The organism is Vibrio sp. B4-6 (genome assembly GCF_963888245.1).
Taxonomy (GTDB): domain Bacteria; phylum Pseudomonadota; class Gammaproteobacteria; order Enterobacterales; family Vibrionaceae; genus Vibrio; species Vibrio anguillarum.
This window is the reverse complement of record NZ_CAWPIM010000033.1, coordinates 146481-164433: the sequence shown is the minus strand read 5'-3', so window position 1 is coordinate 164433 and position 17953 is coordinate 146481. Positions and strand designations below refer to the sequence as shown.

At 46.0% G+C, this 17953-nt stretch carries 17 protein-coding genes; 8 read left to right on the top strand and 9 right to left on the bottom strand.

Going from position 1 to position 17953, the window contains the following annotated elements:
• The first annotated feature begins 40 nt into the window (after nucleotides 1-40).
• Together groL and AACV20_RS10090 are read left to right on the top strand one after the other, a co-directional pair.
• On the top strand, nucleotides 41-1675 hold the full coding sequence (groL, locus tag AACV20_RS10095; RefSeq protein WP_170907202.1) for a chaperonin GroEL: 1635 nt from the start codon (nucleotides 41-43) through the stop codon (nucleotides 1673-1675).
• Nucleotides 1676-1866: 191 nt separating this feature from the next.
• Nucleotides 1867-2424 (top strand): VC2662 family protein, encoded by a 558-nt coding sequence (locus AACV20_RS10090; RefSeq protein ID WP_026027420.1) that lies wholly within the window; start codon nucleotides 1867-1869, stop codon nucleotides 2422-2424.
• Nucleotides 2425-2469: 45 nt separating this feature from the next.
• Here AACV20_RS10090 and AACV20_RS10085 read toward each other — a convergent pair whose 3' ends face one another.
• The 3 genes from AACV20_RS10085 to epmB form a co-directional block, all read right to left on the bottom strand.
• The gene (locus tag AACV20_RS10085; RefSeq protein WP_170907201.1) at nucleotides 2470-3795 is read right to left on the bottom strand and encodes an IS4 family transposase; all 1326 of its coding nucleotides are present in this window, start codon (nucleotides 3793-3795) and stop codon (nucleotides 2470-2472) included.
• A 120-nt stretch (nucleotides 3796-3915) separates the two neighbouring features.
• Complete coding sequence (locus AACV20_RS10080; RefSeq protein ID WP_013855863.1) at nucleotides 3916-4389, bottom strand: MgtC/SapB family protein; 474 nt, start codon at nucleotides 4387-4389, stop codon at nucleotides 3916-3918.
• 72 nt (nucleotides 4390-4461) lie between these two features.
• Nucleotides 4462-5484, bottom strand: a complete 1023-nt coding sequence (epmB, locus tag AACV20_RS10075; protein ID WP_170907200.1) for an EF-P beta-lysylation protein EpmB — start codon at nucleotides 5482-5484, stop codon at nucleotides 4462-4464.
• Nucleotides 5485-5517: 33 nt separating this feature from the next.
• Here epmB and efp point away from each other — a divergent pair, with 33 nt between their 5' ends.
• The gene (gene efp / locus AACV20_RS10070) at nucleotides 5518-6084 is read left to right on the top strand and encodes an elongation factor P (RefSeq protein WP_017043203.1); all 567 of its coding nucleotides are present in this window, start codon (nucleotides 5518-5520) and stop codon (nucleotides 6082-6084) included.
• A 124-nt stretch (nucleotides 6085-6208) separates the two neighbouring features.
• On the opposite strand, the gene frdD is transcribed toward efp, so the two are convergent.
• The 4 genes from frdD to frdA are packed head-to-tail and all read right to left on the bottom strand — an operon-like array spanning nucleotide 6209 to nucleotide 9557.
• The gene (gene frdD, locus AACV20_RS10065) at nucleotides 6209-6586 is read right to left on the bottom strand and encodes a fumarate reductase subunit FrdD (RefSeq protein ID WP_010317640.1); all 378 of its coding nucleotides are present in this window, start codon (nucleotides 6584-6586) and stop codon (nucleotides 6209-6211) included.
• 12 nt (nucleotides 6587-6598) lie between these two features.
• The gene (frdC, locus tag AACV20_RS10060) at nucleotides 6599-6982 is read right to left on the bottom strand and encodes a fumarate reductase subunit FrdC (RefSeq protein ID WP_017043204.1); all 384 of its coding nucleotides are present in this window, start codon (nucleotides 6980-6982) and stop codon (nucleotides 6599-6601) included.
• Between the two features lie 2 nt (nucleotides 6983-6984).
• On the bottom strand, nucleotides 6985-7743 hold the full coding sequence (locus tag AACV20_RS10055; protein ID WP_017046770.1) for a succinate dehydrogenase/fumarate reductase iron-sulfur subunit: 759 nt from the start codon (nucleotides 7741-7743) through the stop codon (nucleotides 6985-6987).
• A complete protein-coding gene (gene frdA, locus AACV20_RS10050) occupies nucleotides 7743-9557 on the bottom strand; it encodes a fumarate reductase (quinol) flavoprotein subunit (RefSeq protein ID WP_013855868.1) in 1815 nt (604 codons plus the stop codon). Before frdA ends, AACV20_RS10055 begins: the two co-directional genes overlap by 1 nt.
• Nucleotides 9558-9801: 244 nt before the next feature.
• On the opposite strand from frdA, the gene epmA reads away from it, so the two are divergent.
• The 5 genes from epmA (at nucleotide 9802) to cysE (ending at nucleotide 14138) form a co-directional block, all read left to right on the top strand.
• A complete protein-coding gene (gene epmA, locus AACV20_RS10045; protein ID WP_038169762.1) occupies nucleotides 9802-10776 on the top strand; it encodes an elongation factor P--(R)-beta-lysine ligase in 975 nt (324 codons plus the stop codon).
• Between the two features lie 156 nt (nucleotides 10777-10932).
• Complete coding sequence (locus AACV20_RS10040) at nucleotides 10933-11367, top strand: rhodanese-like domain-containing protein (protein WP_010317649.1); 435 nt, start codon at nucleotides 10933-10935, stop codon at nucleotides 11365-11367.
• A gap of 167 nt (nucleotides 11368-11534) precedes the next feature.
• The gene (gene secB, locus AACV20_RS10035) at nucleotides 11535-11990 is read left to right on the top strand and encodes a protein-export chaperone SecB (protein WP_094151734.1); all 456 of its coding nucleotides are present in this window, start codon (nucleotides 11535-11537) and stop codon (nucleotides 11988-11990) included.
• Between the two features lie 181 nt (nucleotides 11991-12171).
• The gene (gene gpsA, locus AACV20_RS10030; RefSeq protein WP_017043209.1) at nucleotides 12172-13230 is read left to right on the top strand and encodes an NAD(P)H-dependent glycerol-3-phosphate dehydrogenase; all 1059 of its coding nucleotides are present in this window, start codon (nucleotides 12172-12174) and stop codon (nucleotides 13228-13230) included.
• A gap of 86 nt (nucleotides 13231-13316) precedes the next feature.
• Complete coding sequence (gene cysE, locus AACV20_RS10025; RefSeq protein ID WP_010317654.1) at nucleotides 13317-14138, top strand: serine O-acetyltransferase; 822 nt, start codon at nucleotides 13317-13319, stop codon at nucleotides 14136-14138.
• Between the two features lie 62 nt (nucleotides 14139-14200).
• Here cysE and AACV20_RS10020 read toward each other — a convergent pair whose 3' ends face one another.
• Both AACV20_RS10020 and ppc read right to left on the bottom strand, forming a co-directional pair.
• On the bottom strand, nucleotides 14201-14740 hold the full coding sequence (locus AACV20_RS10020; protein ID WP_038149150.1) for a PadR family transcriptional regulator: 540 nt from the start codon (nucleotides 14738-14740) through the stop codon (nucleotides 14201-14203).
• 366 nt (nucleotides 14741-15106) lie between these two features.
• Nucleotides 15107-17740: a phosphoenolpyruvate carboxylase gene (gene ppc / locus AACV20_RS10015; protein WP_026027423.1), complete on the bottom strand. Its 2634-nt coding sequence runs from the start codon at nucleotides 17738-17740 to the stop codon at nucleotides 15107-15109.
• Nucleotides 17741-17953: the final 213 nt, after the last annotated feature.

The following is a 17953-nucleotide window of genomic DNA, read 5'->3' as shown; positions in this document are numbered from 1 at the left end:
AACGATTGATTAAAACAGAATTTAGAAAAGGAAATTAAAGATGGCTGCTAAAGACGTTAAATTTGGTAACGATGCACGTATTAAAATGCTAGAAGGCGTTAATATTCTAGCCGATGCAGTAAAAGTCACCCTTGGCCCTAAAGGCCGTAACGTTGTGATAGATAAATCGTTTGGTTCACCTATTATCACCAAAGATGGTGTCACTGTTGCGCGTGAAATTGAACTGGAAGACAAATTCCAGAACATGGGTGCACAAATGGTGAAAGAAGTTGCTTCTCAAGCTAACGATGCAGCGGGTGACGGAACGACAACCGCAACGGTATTAGCGCAAGCGATCATCACTGAAGGCTTGAAAGCTGTAGCAGCGGGTATGAACCCAATGGATCTTAAGCGTGGCATCGACAAAGCTGTCGTGGCGGCGGTTGAAGCGTTGAAAGAGCTTTCAGTACCTTGTTCAGACACTAAAGCGATTGCGCAAGTGGGTACTATTTCTGCGAACTCGGATTCAAGCGTGGGTAACATCATTGCTGAAGCGATGGAAAAAGTGGGCCGAGATGGCGTTATCACTGTTGAAGAAGGTCAAGCACTGCAAGATGAACTCGATGTAGTGGAAGGTATGCAGTTTGATCGTGGTTACCTATCTCCTTACTTCATTAATAACCAAGAAGCGGGCAGTGTTGATCTAGATAGCCCATTCATCCTATTGGTTGATAAGAAAATTTCTAACATTCGCGAACTGCTTCCTGCACTTGAAGCGGTAGCAAAAGCTTCTCGTCCACTACTGATTGTGGCGGAAGATGTTGAAGGTGAAGCATTGGCGACGCTGGTTGTGAACAACATGCGTGGCATTGTAAAAGTTGCTGCCGTGAAAGCACCTGGTTTTGGTGATCGCCGTAAAGCGATGCTACAAGACATTGCTACCCTAACGGGCGGTACTGTGATTTCTGAAGAGATCGGTCTTGAGCTTGAAAAAGTGACACTAGAATATTTGGGTCAAGCGAAGCGCATCTCTATCACTAAAGAAAACACCACCATCATTGATGGTGCAGGTGAAGAGCAAGCCATTAAAGGTCGCGTTGCACGAATTCGTCAACAAATTGAAGACGCAACTTCAGATTACGACAAAGAAAAACTACAAGAGCGCGTGGCCAAACTGGCAGGTGGCGTTGCAGTGATCAAAGTCGGTGCAACCACTGAAGTTGAAATGAAAGAGAAGAAAGATCGCGTAGAAGATGCACTGCATGCAACTCGCGCAGCCGTTGAAGAAGGCGTGGTTGCGGGTGGTGGTGTTGCACTGATCCGTGCGGCTTCTAAAGTTGCGGGCCTTGAAGGTGACAACGAAGAGCAAAACGTAGGTATTCGTGTTGCACTACGTGCGATGGAAGCACCAATTCGTCAAATCGTGAAAAACGCGGGCGAAGAGGATTCTGTTGTGGCTAACAATGTTCGCGCTGGTGAAGGTAACTATGGTTACAACGCTGCGACGGGTGAATATGGCGATATGATCGATATGGGTATTTTGGATCCAACCAAAGTGACTCGTAGTGCGCTACAGTTCGCAGCTTCAGTCGCGGGCCTTATGATCACCACAGAAGCTATGGTGACTGAGCTACCGAAGAAAGAAGCGGCAATGCCTGATATGGGCAGCATGGGCGGTATGGGAGGGATGATGTAATCATCCTCTCTCAATAAGAAACCGGAGCTTGCCTCCGGTTTTTTTTTCGCATAATTAGCTCAATCCTGACGTTTGAGTGATCCGACTCTTCTAGACTTCGTCTCTTCACTGATCACAATTTGGTGATGATGTGAGTGAAATAGCGTGAACAAACCCAATATTAACGGTTTCATTGGTCAATGGAGATCTTTATGAAAAAAGTACTTTCAGCACTAGCCGTAGTGGCTGCGTTATCTTCTTCTGTTGCGATGGCTGGCACTCCAGTTATGTTTTCTTCCATCAATAACTTCAATGCGCCGGATGAAAATGCGGTATCAGGTGTTCGTGTTGCGGCTCTTTACGGTAAAGTGAATGAAGTTAAAGGCTTAGATCTCGCCGTTGTTGGATTATCTGAAACTGACTCTACGACGGGTGTAAATTTAGGTCTTTTAGGGGCATCGAAAGTCAATCAAGAGATGACTGGTGCTTCACTCGGTTTGTTAAACTGGAATACAGGGCAAACCGTGGGTGCTAACGTGGGTGTAGTGAATCTGACCAACAATGTACAAGGTGCTAACGTCAGTCTAGTGAACTACTCTGAAGGTAATACCATGGTTGATGTTGGTGCAGCAAACTTCTCTGATACATCGAAAGTGCAAGTGGGTTTGTTCAACAAAACCACAAAAATTGAAGGTGTTCAGGTTGGTCTAATTAACTGTGCGGATAACGGTTTCTTTAAGTGTTTTCCTATCATCAACTTTGCTAAATAGCCGATGAATTGAAATCGAAAGAGCAGCATCAAGCTGTAATGCCGTTCACTTAAGGTGAGCGGCATTGTATTTTCTAGGGTATCGGCTTGGCTTTTTCTTCACGACTCTAGGGAAGGCTCTTTCTCGCCTTGGCTCAAGTATTAAGCTCCCACTCATTGCATAGAAGTTTTGGAGTTGCCTCGGTATGGCTCCCGGTGACGAGTAGGGAAGCCCCACTATTAGGCGCATGATGTGGGCTAACGCTCCATTGAAGCTAAGTTGGTATGGCAAGTAGTCTCCATTCAACGTATTACACATCTGCACCATTTGATATCTGACTAAGTTGTATGTCAGTAGTATTCCCCAGAGCTCTTGTCTCACGAGCTCTGGGAGTCGGCTTCGCAGTGTAAGGCGGTTACCAAGCATGTATTGTTTTTGCTCTCGGTACCCCAGTTCAATTTCCCAACGGTATTCATATAAACCGACTATATCTGATTTGGGATAAAGCATAGGGTCAACCATTGAGGTGAGAACATCGTATTGCTTACCCTCTTTGACTCTCGTGATTAAACGTACCACAACCTCTTTTTCTAGCTCTGGCCATTTCTTACGCGCTTGCGGATTACTCTTTAGTTTTATCAGTTTATCTTGTCGGCCAAAAGACTGAACGACTTCATAAATCAGCCCTTTTTTCATCGGGATAAGCCAATGGCGATTGATGCCGTGCGAGCTCCATGTTTGAAGTAAACCTAGGGAGTAAAAGCCTTTGTCGAAGAGCGTTAAGCTGTTATCGGGGGTCGTTTCGATAAGCTGCTCTGCCAGCTTCATTTCATTGACGGTATAAGAGTCAAAAGCACTGCCTGTGATTAAATGACTGCTCAGCTCCATCTGACAGACCATGCGCACCTGTGGATACTGTGTTTCTTTACCATCCCGATTAGTGGGCTTAGCAAACGCTTCAGCGTTATCTTTTGAGTCTTCTGTTCGCCATAAAACCCCATCAACACCCAGTAACGTAAGTCCGTTCCAGTTTGGTAAGTTAGCCTGTTTGAACCAATGACTTTGCGTACACTCAAAGAGCGCTTTAGCGGCTGACTCACCAAGGTTTTTTCTTCGCTGTGTTAATGCACTTGGAGCAACAAATGGCTTACCTGTGCGGTCAACAATATCGAGCATGTTTACAATGTCAGCCATGGATTTATCGTTATAGATAGCCATGCCAACCAGTAACCATGCCATCGACTCTAAAGTGAGCTTTCGTTTTCTTAGAGTAACGGTATCAGTAAGCTCATAAGCACTATTGATGAGCTCAATGGGCAAGAGGTCTGCGAGTGTTTCAACTTGATTGGGTTTATAACTGTTGATGATATCGAGGGCTTGAGAAACGTGCATAAAAAATCCGATAAACAAGGTCTATCGGATTTTTACATAAAGGTAGGATCATTCAACTGATCTGCCGATTAAAGTCTTAACTGATCGGCATTACAGCATCAAGCTGCTCTTTTTTTTACCTTATGTACGACGACGAAAGCGTTGATGAACACCACGGCGCAAACTTTGAAAGCTATTTTCCACCTTATCCACGCCATACAACACACACAATGCTAATACCGTGATAATGATGGATTGCTGTAAGTAACCAAGACCGATCATCAATCCCAGTGATGCCAGTACCCAAATAACAGCGGCCGAGGTGACGCCATGGATTTTCCCATCTTGAGTCATCATCACGCCTGCGCCTAAAAAACCAACCCCAGTAATAATTTGTCCAAGCACGCGAGCTTGATCTAAGGTGTTAGGGGACAGTGATACTGCCATCGCTAGAAAGAGATAAGTCCCTGAGATAATTAATATTGATGTGCGAATGCCCACCGGTTTACCACGGGTTTGGCGTTCAACGCCAATCAGTAACCCATTGATAGCACAGCACAATAATGCAGACCAACTGAATGGACTAAGATCAAGAAATTGTCCGAGAGATTGCATGATGGTTTTCCCAAAAGTATGAAGGTAAGAGTTCGTTGATTGACACCGAACCGCTCTTTTGAAGTTCTGTAATTACTCAAGATGCAGATCGAGTGGCGTTTTACTGGCTCTGCCACCGATTTCTCGAGTTAGCTTAGCAACAAGATAGCCCGAGACTCGCTCAATGACACCTGCCATTATTTCTTTTGCTTTTTGATCACTAACAAAAAAGTGCGCTGCGCCTTGCACTTTATCCAGCACATGCAAGTAGTAAGGCAAGATTCCTGCATCAAATAACGTTTCGCTGAGCGCGACTTGCGCGTCAACGCTATCATTAACACCTTTTAACAATACACCTTGGTTGAGTAAGGTAACATTGATGGCGCGCAGACGACTCATCTGCTGTTTGAATTCTAGATTGATTTCATTGGCATGGTTAATGTGCGTCACCAAAATGACTTGTAAGCGAGTTTCACGCAGCAGATCACACAATGCATTGGTGATTCGAGCGGGGATCACCACGGGCAAGCGCGAGTGAATACGCAACCGTTTAATATGAGGCACGCTGCTGATTGCATCGATGAGCCAACGCAGTTCTTCATCTTTTGCCATTAACGGATCACCGCCCGATAAAATGACCTCATTGAGTTCGGGATGCGCGGCAATATAGTCGACACTTTGCTGCCACACCTGCTTTGAGCCTTTATTCTCTTGGTAGGGGAAATGACGACGAAAGCAGTAACGGCAGTTAATTGCACAACCACCTTTGACTATCATTAGCACTCGGTTGCGGTATTTATGCAGCAATCCCGGAATGGCATTGTTTTGCTCATCAAGCGGATCATTTGAGTACCCATCATGCCATTCAAACTCTTCATTGAGTGGTAAAACTTGACGCAACAGGGGATCGTAAGGGTTTCCTTTTTCCATGCGATCGACAAAACTTTGTGGCACTCGTAGTGCGAAGAGTTTGCGTGCGGCAAACCCGTTTTGCCAAAGGGCAGGATCAATCTCTAACTGCTGGAGAAGCTTGGCAGGGTTTGAGATCGCATTCGTTAATTGTTGAAGCCAGTTTTGCTCAACAGAATCAAGTTTTCGGGTTATTATATGCGGCATTGAATTTAACTCGAAGAATGGTAAGAGGAAAAAATGGCTACTGTTAGCACGAATGAATTTAAAGGCGGTCTCAAAATTATGCTTGATAATGAGCCTTGTGTCATTCTCGAAAATGAATATGTGAAACCAGGTAAAGGCCAAGCCTTCAACCGTGTCAAAATCCGTAAACTTCTTTCTGGCAAAGTGTTGGAAAAAACATTTAAGTCAGGTGATTCAGTAGAAACGGCTGACGTAATGGATATCGATCTTGATTATCTCTATAACGACGGCGAATTCTACCACTTTATGAATAATGAAACATTCGAGCAAATTGCGGCGGATAATAAAGCGGTGGGTGAAAGCGCAAAATGGCTAGTGGAAAACAACACTTGCATGTTGACGCTTTGGAACGGCAACCCAATTGCGGTAACGCCACCAAACTTTGTTGAACTTGAAGTGGCTGAAACTGATCCAGGCTTGAAAGGCGATACGCAAGGTACGGGTGGTAAACCCGCTACGTTGGTCACAGGTGCTGTGGTACGTGTGCCACTGTTCATCTCTATCGGTGAAGTGATCAAAGTGGATACCCGCTCTGGCGAATACGTAGGTCGAGTCAAATAATCACCTCAAAGTAAGTAAGAAGGTCGCTCGGTAAGCGGCCTTTTTTATTGCTCCAAAGCTGAGTGAGTGCCGTAATAAAAAAGAGCTGCCGAGGCAGCTCTTTGATGTCATCACTTTTCCATCTTTAAATCATAAAGATAAAAACGACAGCGAGCGCGGAAATCAGCCCAGCAAACGCATAACAAGCGATTTTACCCACTAAACCGGTGTGGAATTTTAGGTCATGCATACCGTGGTGGACACGGTGCATGGCATGCCACATCGGTAAAGCTAATGTGCCGATGATGAACAGCGCGCCGATGATGCTAGTTGCAAAACTCGAAACGCGTTCATAACTCATTGCTTCAGCATCGATAATGCCTAATGGTGCTAAAATACCCAACACGAGAATGGTGATCGGGGTAATCATCGCAAACCATGTTCCACCGGCACCAAACAGCCCCCACCAGATAGGTTCATCAGAACGTTTTGGCGTGCGATTTACCTTATAATTGTTGTTCATGACTATAAGCTCCTACACCACGATGAGAACAATCAGTGAGATAAACGCAACCGCTGCCCACTGAGTTAAGACGATGATTTTCTTGTCGATTAGCTTACCTTTCAAGCGGATTGGCATCACTTGTGGCATCATGCTAAAGAAGGTTTGTGCATGCAGCAAACTCCCCGCTAACGCGACAATATTGATTGCGACCACAATTGGGTTTGCCATAAAGCTTAGCCAGCCTTCCCATGCTTCAGGGCCTTTAACCAAGCAGCCCAAGCCAAAGGTAAGGAATAAGGTAAAGAATATCAGTGGCAGTACCGTGGCTTCACGCAACATGTAGAAGCGGTAGAATGGGTGATCTTTCCACCAAGTACGTGTCATTTCACGAACGTAAGGTTTACGGTTACTCATCCTTATCCCTCCACTTTCTTTGGTGAACCGTCAGGTTTTAGCATGGCAATCACGAAGTCCATTGAAGACTCAACTTTGCCTTGGTTGACGGCTGCTGCTGGATCAACGTGTTTTGGACACACTTCAGAGCAGTAACCAACAAAGGTACAACCCCAAGCACCGTTATCACCATTGATGAGCTTCATACGCTCGGCTTTACCATGGTCACGGCTATCTAAGTTGTAGCGGTGAGCAAGGGTTAATGCTGCGGGGCCAATAAACTCAGGGTTCAAACCGAACTGAGGGCAGGCCGCGTAGCAAAGACCGCAGTTAATACAACCAGCAAATTGTTTGTATTTGGCCATTTGCTCTGGCGTTTGTAAGTTGGTGCCATCTTCAGGTTTGCGATCGTTGCCAATGATGTAGGGTTTAATGGCTTCAAGACGCTCGATAAACGAAGTCATATCCACGATCAAATCTTTTTCAATTGGGAAGTTGGCTAAAGGTTCAATCTTCACGCCATTGGGGTAATCGCGCAGGAAGCTTTTACAAGCCAATTTAGGTACGCCATTGACCATCACACCACACGAACCGCAGATCGCCATACGGCAAGACCAGCGATAAGAGAGATCCTTATCGAGGTTATCTTTGATGTAGCCAATCGCGTCGAGCACTGACATGGTGTCATCAAAGGGAACTTCAAACGCTTGCAGGCGTGGTTTAGCGTCTTTTTCTGGGTCGTAGCGCAAAATGTCTACTTTTTGAATGCGATTTGCTGACATTATTTTTGCTCCTCTGCGCTTTTCTCTTCTGCCGCTTTTTCCGCAGCGGCAGCCTGTTCTGCCGCTTCACCATAGAGACGAGCTTTCGGCTGAGATTTCGTGATCTTAACTGCGCTGTAGTCGATACTTGGAGCAGCATCAGGTTGATAGAAAGCTAAAGAGTGCTTGAGGTAGTTCACATCATCACGCTCAGTACAACCTTCGTCTAAACGCTGATGCGCACCGCGAGATTCTTTACGCAAGATAGCTGAGTGAACCATAGCTTCAGCCACTTCAAGGCCATAACCGACTTCGATAGCGTACAGAAGGTCGGTGTTGAACACTTTGCCTTTATCTTTAATGCTAATGTTCTTGTAGCGTGCTTTTAGCTCGGTGATTTTATCAATCGTCGCTTGCATTAAATCTTCTTGGCGGTAGATACCACAACCCGCTTCCATGGTGTGACCCATCTCAGTGCGAATGGTGGCCCAGTTTTCATCACCTTCTTGGTTCATTAACGCTGCAATACGCTCTTCTACGGCTTTGACTTGTTTGGCGATAGATTCATCGTTCCAACCTTTGAATTCCGCTGCGCGTTTCACTGCACTTTCACCCGCAACGCGGCCAAAAACCACAAATTCAGCTAACGAGTTAGAACCCAAACGGTTTGCACCATGCAAGCCAACCGAGGCACATTCGCCGACAGCAAACAGACCTTTGATGCGCGTTTCACATTGTCCATCCGTTTCGATACCACCCATGGTGTAGTGTACGGTTGGACGAATTGGGATCGGCTCTTTTGCTGGATCAACGTTGACGTAAGCTTTCGCCAATTCGCAGATAAACGGCAAACGCTCTTGTAAGTACTCTTCACCGAGGTGGCGAAGATCAAGCAGCACCACATCACCAAGCGGATGTTTGATGGTGTTGCCTTTCTGTTGTTCATGCCAGAAAGCTTGAGAAACTTTGTCGCGAGGACCGAGTTCCATGTATTTGTTTTTAGGCTGACCCACCGGAGTTTCTGGGCCCATACCGTAATCTTGCAGATAACGATAGCCATTTTTATTGACGATGATGCCACCTTCACCGCGGCAGCCTTCCGTCATCAAAATACCCGTGCCAGGTAGGCCAGTTGGGTGGTATTGCACGAACTCCATATCGCGTAGAGGGACGCCATGACGATAAGCCATCGCCATACCATCGCCGGTTACAATGCCGCCGTTGGTGTTGCAGTGGTACACACGGCCCGCGCCACCAGTGGCTAATACTACAGATTTTGCTTTGATGGTTACTAGCTCACCTTCGGACATATGAATCGCGATAAGCCCTTGAACTTCGCCATCTTCAACAAGTAGATCCACCACGAAATACTCATCAAATCGATTGATTTGTGGGTACTTCATTGAAGTTTGGAAGAGGGTGTGAAGCATGTGGAAGCCTGTTTTGTCAGCCGCAAACCAAGTACGTTCGACTTTCATGCCACCAAAACGGCGTACGTTTACTTCGCCATTTTCTTTACGGCTCCATGGGCAACCCCACTGTTCCATTTGCACCATCTCGCGGGTCGAGTTGGCCACAAAATATTCAACAACATCCTGTTCACATAGCCAATCTCCACCACCAACGGTATCGTTGAAGTGGTTGTCAAGGCTATCTTCTTCCTTGATAACTGCTGCTGAGCCTCCTTCCGCTGCAACCGTATGAGATCGCATAGGATAAACTTTAGAAATCAGAGCAACTTCTAAATCAGGGTTTGCTTCAGCGGCTGCAATTGCAGTGCGAAGACCAGCGCCGCCTGCGCCGATGACTGCGATATCTGTGGTGATAATTTGCACAGTTATCCTCCGGTGTGTGATGCGGAAAATCCGCTTGTTATAGTTAAAGGTTCGTAAGCCTTAAGTGGTACGGGTAGTGTAGAAGAGCTGTGTAAGGAAAAAATTGATTCTGTTAGGTTTTTGCTTCGGAAGTGCAAGCGCGAGCATACTTATTTTTCTTTGTGTGATAATAATCACGTTAGAATTTGGAATTGCGCTTTAAGTCAGTAAAATTCATATCATCCAAACTTATGTGTGCCAGAACATGAATAGAAAAAACTGGATGCCAACCGCATCAATACCACAACTCAAACAGCGTGCTCAGTTACTCAAGCAGATTCGCCATTTCTTTGAACTACGAGATGTATTGGAAGTCGATACACCAGCCATGAGTCATGCCACGGTAACCGACATTCATTTGCAAACCTTCCAAACCCAATTTGTTGGCCCAGGGTATGCTGATGGCCGTCAACTTTATTTAATGACCAGCCCAGAGTTTCATATGAAACGACTTTTGGCGGCGGGGAGTGGTTCGATTTATCAGATCAATAAAGCGTTTCGCAACGAGGAAAATGGCCGCTATCACAACCCAGAATTTACGATGTTAGAGTGGTATCGGGTTGGTTTTACTCACCATGATTTAATGGATGAGATGGATCAATTGCTGCAACTTATTTTGCAGTGTGGAGCGGCGCAGAAGATGAGCTACCAACAAGCATTTTTACAGGTACTTGGGGTTTGTCCGTTAGAAGGCTCAATGAACGAGTTAAAAGCGGCTGCGAGCCGATTAGGTCTAAGTGACATTGCTGAGCCAGAAGAGGATAGAGATACCTTACTGCAACTGCTATTTAGTGTCGGTGTTGAGGCGGAAATTGGTCAACAGGTACCCGTTTTTGTTTACGATTTTCCTGCATCACAAGCGGCACTAGCTAAGATTAACCCGCAAGATCATCGTGTTGCGGATCGCTTTGAGGTCTATTTCAAAGGGATTGAACTTGCGAATGGTTTTCATGAGCTGGACAACCCACAAGAGCAACTGGCTCGTTTTGAAGCGGATAACCAAAAGCGTAAAACGATGGGGCTGGTCGAACAGCCGATTGATTACCACTTGATAGCAGCGTTAGAGGCTGGCTTACCTGAATGTTCAGGAGTAGCGCTTGGTATTGATCGCTTGATTATGCTGGCGTTAGGCCAAGATCATATTGATAACGTGACGGCTTTTCCTTTTCCGATAGCTTAAGCTTTTAAGCTGATGTGGATTGCGCGCTTGTAGTGCGATGAGCGCGCTGAAAAACGGCAACAGTTTCTTATTATGCAATGTAAGCCCTCGCGTCTGGCTGACAACCTCGTTATACTCCTTGTCTGATTTTAAGCCCACATTGCAAGAGCACAGAATATGCAAGAGTACATCGAATTTTTCCAACACAATATGATTCTATCTTTGGCATGGGTAGGTATTCTCGTCGCCTTAATCATGAGCATCGTGAAATCAACCACGGCAGCCTATAAAGAGATCACCGCTTCACAAACGACGCTTTTAATGAATCGTGAAAACGGTGTTGTTGTCGATATCCGCACGAAAGATGAATTTAAAAAAGGCCATATTACCGATGCGGTTCACATTTTACCGTCAGATATTAAATCCGGTAACTTGGCTAGCCTTGAAAAGCACAAGTCTGACCCAATCATTGTGGTATGTAAAACGGGTCAAACCGCGCAAGAGAGTGCCAACCTGCTTGCCAAAGCTGGGTTTGAGAATGTGAATTTACTGAAAAATGGTCTTGTAGCTTGGAATGAAGCGAACTTGCCATTGGTTCGTGGCAATAAATAATTCACTGATCGCGGTTATCTTGAACTGAGTGTGCTGGCTGAAAAGCCAGCATTTGATGCTAAGAGTTGTGATGTTTTCCACGTAATCGTGAGCTCATCTAGTCATTCGAAATCAGCTCGGTTAGTCTAAAAGCAACACTGAATTTGTAAGTATTTAAGGATTTAATCATGGCTGAAGCCGCACAACAAAATTTCGCAATTCAACGTATCTTTCTAAAAGATGTCTCTTTTGAAGCGCCAAACTCACCTGTTATGTTCCAAAAAGAGTGGAATCCAGATGTGAAGTTGGATCTTGACACTCAAAGTCGTGATCTGGGTGAAGGTGTGTATGAAGTCGTATTACGCCTAACAGTGACAGTGAAAAACGCGGAAGAAATCGCGTTCTTATGCGAAGTGCAACAAGGTGGTATTTTTACTGCTGAAAAAATGGAAGCGGGTCAACTTGCCCATTGTTTAGGTGCATTCTGCCCGAACATTCTGTTCCCATATGCACGTGAAACGATTTCTAGCTTAGTTGTTAAAGGGACATTCCCACAACTTAACCTTGCACCAGTGAACTTTGATGCATTGTTCATGAACTACCTACAACAACAAGCGACTCAAGGCGAGCAAGCAGAAGCTTAATCGTTAATGACGTGAGATCATTAACGTTGGCGTTCCACGTCAGACTTTGATGATAAAAAATGCACAAAGCATCCCAGATAATGATGGTGCGTTGTGCATTTTTTGTTTATTTCGAATGCCAATACCTCCGTTCCTTGTTACTCCGTATTGAAAGCTGTATCGGAAGGAATTTAGGTATAACATGACAACACGAATAGCAATGGACGAAACAATGACAGATCCTAACAGTATTTACGGTAAAGCGATCACCATGACAGTAGTTGGTGCGGGTTCTTACGGCACATCTCTGGCGATTTCTTTAGCACGTAACGGTGCTAATGTTGTCCTTTGGGGACACGATGCTAAGCATATGGCTCGTCTTGACGCTGATCGTGCTAACCAAGAATTTTTACCCGGTATTGATTTTCCCGATTCGCTGATTGTGGAAACCGATTTGAAAAAAGCGGTACAAGCGAGCCGCGATTTGTTGGTTGTAGTTCCGAGCCACGTATTTGGCCTTGTTATGAATAGTTTAAAGCCTCACTTACGTGATGATTCCCGTATTTGTTGGGCAACCAAAGGGCTTGAACCTGAAACGGGCCGGTTACTGATGGATGTGGCCTATGACACCATTGGCGAGCGCTATTCATTGGCAGTGTTATCTGGGCCGACTTTTGCTAAAGAGTTGGCGATGGGAATGCCTACCGCAATTTCTGTTGCTTCGCCTGACGCGCAGTTTGTCGAAGATCTGCAAGGCAAAATTCACTGCAGCAAAACTTTCCGCGTTTACGCCAATAGTGATTTTATTGGCATGCAGCTAGGTGGTGCGGTTAAAAACGTGATTGCGATTGGCGCTGGCATGTCCGATGGGATTGGCTTTGGTGCGAATGCGCGTACTGCATTGATTACGCGCGGTCTGGCCGAAATGTGCCGTTTGGGTGCAGCGTTAGGTGCTCAGCCTGAAACCTTTATGGGGATGGCCGGATTGGGTGACTTAGTACTCACTTGCACCGATAACCAATCACGTAACCGCCGCTTTGGTTTGGCGCTGGGACAAGGAAAAGATGTGGATACGGCGCAGCAAGAAATTGGCCAAGTGGTTGAAGGTTATCGCAACACCAAAGAGGTGTGGTTATTAGCGGCGCGCATGGAGGTTGAAATGCCAATAGTTGATCAAATCTATCAAGTGCTGTATCAAGGAAAAGATGCGCGTGTTGCAGCACAAGATTTGCTGGCTCGTGATAAAAAAGCAGAACGCTAATTCATTGCTCATGATTAGGCACAAAGCCTATTAGCAATCTACATTGACGCTCTAGAGATTGGATGAGGAAGGGTGATCAACCAACGATGAAACATTGCGAAAAACTCAAAGTGTGGCAAGCCATAGTCAAAGAGGCGCGCGAGCAGTCAGAACAAGAACCGATGCTGGCTAGTTTTTATCATGCCACTATTATTAAGCATGATAGTTTAAGCTCGGCCTTGAGCTACATTCTTGCCAATAAGCTGAATACGGCCTCAATGCCAGCGATGGCGGTGCGTGAAGTGGTCGAAGAGGCATTTGCCGCAGACCCCAGCATTATGGAAGCGGCGGCGTGTGACATCTGCGCGACTGTCAATCGTGACCCCGCGGTATCTATGTTTTCAATGCCTCTACTTTATCTCAAGGGCTACCATGCCTTACAAGGCTATCGCGTCGCGAACTGGTTATGGAAGCAAGGTCGAGTGGCGTTGGCTACCTATTTTCAAAACCAAATCTCGGTAGCTTGCCAAGTGGACATCCATCCTGCTGCACGTATTGGTCGCGGCATCATGCTTGACCATGCTACGGGCATTGTGATCGGTGAAACCGCGGTGGTGGAGAATGATGTCTCTATTTTACAAGATGTAACGCTAGGCGGAACGGGTAAAGAGTGCGGCGATCGCCACCCGAAAATTCGTGAAGGCGTGATGATTGGCGCGGGTGCCAAAATTCTCGGTAATATTGAAGTGGGCGAAGGGGCGAAAATTGGTTCTTGTTCGGTGGTATTGCAAGCGGTGCCTCCGCACACTACCGTCGCTGGAGTGCCAGCCAAAATTGTCGGTCGTCCGCAAACCGATAAGCCTTCGTTAGATATGGACCAACAATTTAATGGCCGTTCTCAAAGTTTCATTGCCGGTGATGGTATTTGATTTGGTCGCGGAAAACAAAAAGGGTGATGCTCACAGAGCATCACCCTTTTTTATGGTTGGCATTAAGCCATTGCATCGAGTTCAGCAAGCACTTCTTCAGCCCAATCAACCCACGCTTGGCGAACCAGTAGGTTGCGGCGTAGTGTTAGACGCTCAAGGCGCTGTAGCTTATCGAGAGTAGCTGGTGTTGCATAGTACGCAGACTCAATCTCTTTGTAGTGAGCAACCAGTTTTTTCGATTCTTCAACTAATTCACCCAGTTGAATTCGGTAAGGTGTTGCTGGTTGTACCGAGCAAGCGATCAATTTAGCGCTAAATTCATCACGTACGGTTGGGTGAGCTGTAGGTTGGTCAAACCATTCACCTAAAGCGCTGCGACCTGCATCGGTGATGGAGTAAACTTTACGATCTGGCTTGCCATCTTGCGGTTCTAATACACAAGTGACTAGGCCTTGTTGACCCATTTTATTCAGTTCGCGGTAAACTTGTTGGTGGCTGGCTTTCCAAAAATAGCCAATGCTCGAAGAGAACTCTTTTGTGATGTCGTACCCTGTGGCATCGCGAGTGCTCAAAACAGTGAGGATAACGTGTGGTAATGACATGTCTTTAATCCAAATGGTTAATAAACTCAAAAACAACTTGCTCAAACTCGTGTTGTGCTTCTGATGGCATCAATCATGAATGAGTTTAAGCAACACCCACCGTTCTATTGACGGAGTGGGTTGTGTCACCTTAAAAAGCCGTTTATCACCTAGGATTATATGCGTGACGCATATCGACCTGCGATTTGTTATGTTTGTATGCTACCGCAGAGGAGCAGTAGTATATCTAAATAATAAGCATAAAGTAGAATACTTTGTTAGTTTAGCTTAAAAAACTGATAATATGCTCAATAATTTTTGTGATTTAAAATAAAAAGCCGCACAGAGGCGGCCTTTTAGCTAGTTTGTGAAACAAAATGCTGTTACTTAGCCTGTGTTACGCATTCCTGCTGCAATACCCGCGATAGTCACCATTAAGGCTTCTTCTAACTCTGCTGGTGCGGTTTCGGTTTTGCGAGTGCGGTACAACAGCTCTGCTTGCAGCATATTTAATGGCTCAACATAGATATTGCGCAAACGGATTGACTCTTGACCCCAAGGATCGCTTTGCATCAAGTTCTCATTGTTTTCTACATTTAACACCGCTTTGATGTCTTTCTGTAATTGAGAACGCAAACGCTCACCGAGCGGGCGTAACGATTCATCGACTAAGCGTTCATCGTAATAGCGTGAGATTTCAATGTTGCACTTGGAGTAAACCATCTCTAGCATGCCTAAACGCGTTGAGAAAAATGGCCATTCACGGCACATCTCTTCCAGCAGTGCTTGGTGTCCTTTATCGATAGAAAACTGAATTGCTTCTCCCGCACCTAGCCAGGCTGGTAGCACGAGGCGGTTTTGGCTCCAAGAGAAGATCCACGGGATTGCACGTAAGCTTTCGACCCCACCATTAGGGTTGCGTTTAGCCGGACGTGAACCGAGCGGTAATTTACCCAGCTCTAGCTCTGGCGTTGCTTGGCGGAAGTACGGGACAAAGTCCGGCTCGCCGCGAACAATATGGCGATACGCTTCGCAAGAGACTTCAGACAATACCTCCATTAAGTCGCGCCAATCTTGTTTTGGCTCTGGTGGTGGCAGCAGGTTCGCTTCTAAAATGGCGCTGGCGTACATCGTAAAACTATTGACCGCTACTTCTGGTAGACCAAGTTTAAAGCGGATCATTTCGCCTTGCTCCGTCACACGCAAGCCACCTTTTAAGCTTTTGGGTGGTTGTGAAAGCAGTGCCGCATGTGCTGGAGCGCCCCCGCGACCAATGGTGCCGCCACGTCCATGGAATAGTGTCAGTTCAATTCCGGCCTCTTCACTGACATTAACCAAAGCTTCCATTGCGCTGTATTGCGCCCAACCGGCGGACATTACACCTGCATCTTTAGCGGAATCAGAGTAACCAATCATCACCATCTGGTGGTTTTGAATAAAGCCACGATAGAGATCAATGCCCATTAGCTGGCGGATCACCGTTTCTGCGTTGTTTAAATCATCCAAAGTTTCGAACAGTGGACAAACGTCCATGCGATAAGGGCAGCCACACTCTTGCAACAATAGATGTACGGCAAGTACATCTGATGCGGTACGAGCCATCGAAATCACATAAGCACCAAAGGCTTCGCGAGGCTGAGAAGCAACGATTTTACAGGTGTCGATCACCTCTTGTACCGCTTCTGAAGGCTGCCAGTCACGAGGTAACAAAGGACGTTTTGAGCTCAACTCATTGGTGAGAAACGCAATTTTGTCTTGCTCGCTCCACTGGTCATAATCACCAATGCCTAAATAACGGGTGAGCTCGGAGATCACATCAGAGTGACGAGTGCTCTCTTGGCGAATGTCCAAACGTACAAGATGCACACCAAACGCTTTAATCCGGCGCAGAGTATCAAGCAGCGAGCCATCGGCAATGACGCCCATGCCGCATTGATGTAAAGATTGGTAGCAGGCATAAAGCGGTTCCCACAACTGTGCGATATTTTGCAGTGGTGCTTTGCGTGCCAGTTGTTGGCCATTGATCTTGGCATCTAACACTTCCAGTGTTTCGCTGAGTAGTTCACGCAGGCGTTTGAGAATGGCGCGATAAGGTTCGTGTTCATCTATGCCAGCCAAATCGCGTAGCGCGTCACTGCATTTGGTCATCGACAATTCGCTGACCAGCTCATTGATATCACCTAGGTAGAGATCGGCCGCTTTCCATCGAGAAAGCAGCATTACTTCACGGGTGATTTTATGAGTCACAAAGGGGTTACCATCACGGTCGCCGCCCATCCACGAAGAAAAATGCACAGGGCGTGCATCAATTGGTAGCCCTTCACCTAAGTAGTTGGTGAGGTGCTCATCAAATTCACGAAGAAAATCAGGCACGGCTTGCCATAGAGAATTTTCCACCACCGCAAAGCCCCATTTTGCTTCATCCAGTGGCGTAGGGCGCTGCTTACGAATCACATCTGAATGCCAGCTTTGCGCGATCAACTGTTCTAAACGGCGTTCGGTTTTTTGGCGCTCTTTAAATGAAAGGTCACTGAGTTCAAGCTTGGAGAGACACTCGTTAATTTTCACCAGCTTGTTGATCATCGTGCGGCGTGTAATTTCGGTTGGGTGAGCCGTTAGCACTAACTCGATATTGAGATCGCGTACCGCTTGAGCAGCATCCAATTTACTGATTTTATTTTGATTCAGTTTAGTAAACAGTAAATTAATCGCATCAGGCTCACACACATGTTCTTCACAGTGACGTGAAATGGTGTGGTACTGCTCGGCCATGTTGGTTAAGTTAAGAAATTGGTTGAATGCCCGCGCTACCGGGGTGAGCTGTTCGTTGGGAAGGTTTTTGATCTCTTCAACCAAGCTGTCTCGGTCGGCTTGATTGCCATTACGGGCTGATTTTGAAAGTTTTCGGATGGTTTCCACTTTCTCTAAGATAACGTCACCATGGGCGTCCTGAATGGTGTTGCCCAGCAAACGGCCAAGCATGCTCACGTTACTTTTGAGCGCAGCGTATTTTTCGTTCATTGTCATCCTGCCTTGTAAAAAAATTACATCCATTGTTCCTTGCTAAGTACACAATCTAGCGAAAAGATCCCTGTAGAGTCAAATAAAGCCGACTATTTTTACGATTATTGCTGAATGTTATTGAACGTGATCATTTGGTGAATAATTGGCGTAAATTACTGAAATTTTATTACAAAAATGCCCGACCGTAGAAAAGCTGTCAGGCATTTATCG

What these genes read in the sequence shown, in the direction of transcription:
- AACV20_RS10085 (WP_170907201.1), bottom strand. Translation starts at nt 3,795, where the DNA reads ATGCACGTTTCTCAAGCCCTCGATATCATCAACAGTTATAAACCCAAT.
- frdC (WP_017043204.1), bottom strand. Translation starts at nt 6,982, where the DNA reads ATGAGTAACCGTAAACCTTACGTTCGTGAAATGACACGTACTTGGTGG.
- AACV20_RS10040 (WP_010317649.1), top strand. Translation starts at nt 10,933, where the DNA reads ATGCAAGAGTACATCGAATTTTTCCAACACAATATGATTCTATCTTTG.
- gpsA (WP_017043209.1), top strand. Translation starts at nt 12,172, where the DNA reads ATGACAACACGAATAGCAATGGACGAAACAATGACAGATCCTAACAGT.
- AACV20_RS10055 (WP_017046770.1), bottom strand. Translation starts at nt 7,743, where the DNA reads ATGTCAGCAAATCGCATTCAAAAAGTAGACATTTTGCGCTACGACCCA.
- epmA (WP_038169762.1), top strand. Translation starts at nt 9,802, where the DNA reads ATGAATAGAAAAAACTGGATGCCAACCGCATCAATACCACAACTCAAA.
- efp (WP_017043203.1), top strand. Translation starts at nt 5,518, where the DNA reads ATGGCTACTGTTAGCACGAATGAATTTAAAGGCGGTCTCAAAATTATG.
- groL (WP_170907202.1), top strand. Translation starts at nt 41, where the DNA reads ATGGCTGCTAAAGACGTTAAATTTGGTAACGATGCACGTATTAAAATG.
- secB (WP_094151734.1), top strand. Translation starts at nt 11,535, where the DNA reads ATGGCTGAAGCCGCACAACAAAATTTCGCAATTCAACGTATCTTTCTA.
- AACV20_RS10090 (WP_026027420.1), top strand. Translation starts at nt 1,867, where the DNA reads ATGAAAAAAGTACTTTCAGCACTAGCCGTAGTGGCTGCGTTATCTTCT.
- AACV20_RS10020 (WP_038149150.1), bottom strand. Translation starts at nt 14,740, where the DNA reads ATGTCATTACCACACGTTATCCTCACTGTTTTGAGCACTCGCGATGCC.
- cysE (WP_010317654.1), top strand. Translation starts at nt 13,317, where the DNA reads ATGAAACATTGCGAAAAACTCAAAGTGTGGCAAGCCATAGTCAAAGAG.
- epmB (WP_170907200.1), bottom strand. Translation starts at nt 5,484, where the DNA reads ATGCCGCATATAATAACCCGAAAACTTGATTCTGTTGAGCAAAACTGG.
- frdD (WP_010317640.1), bottom strand. Translation starts at nt 6,586, where the DNA reads ATGAACAACAATTATAAGGTAAATCGCACGCCAAAACGTTCTGATGAA.
- ppc (WP_026027423.1), bottom strand. Translation starts at nt 17,740, where the DNA reads ATGAACGAAAAATACGCTGCGCTCAAAAGTAACGTGAGCATGCTTGGC.
- AACV20_RS10080 (WP_013855863.1), bottom strand. Translation starts at nt 4,389, where the DNA reads ATGCAATCTCTCGGACAATTTCTTGATCTTAGTCCATTCAGTTGGTCT.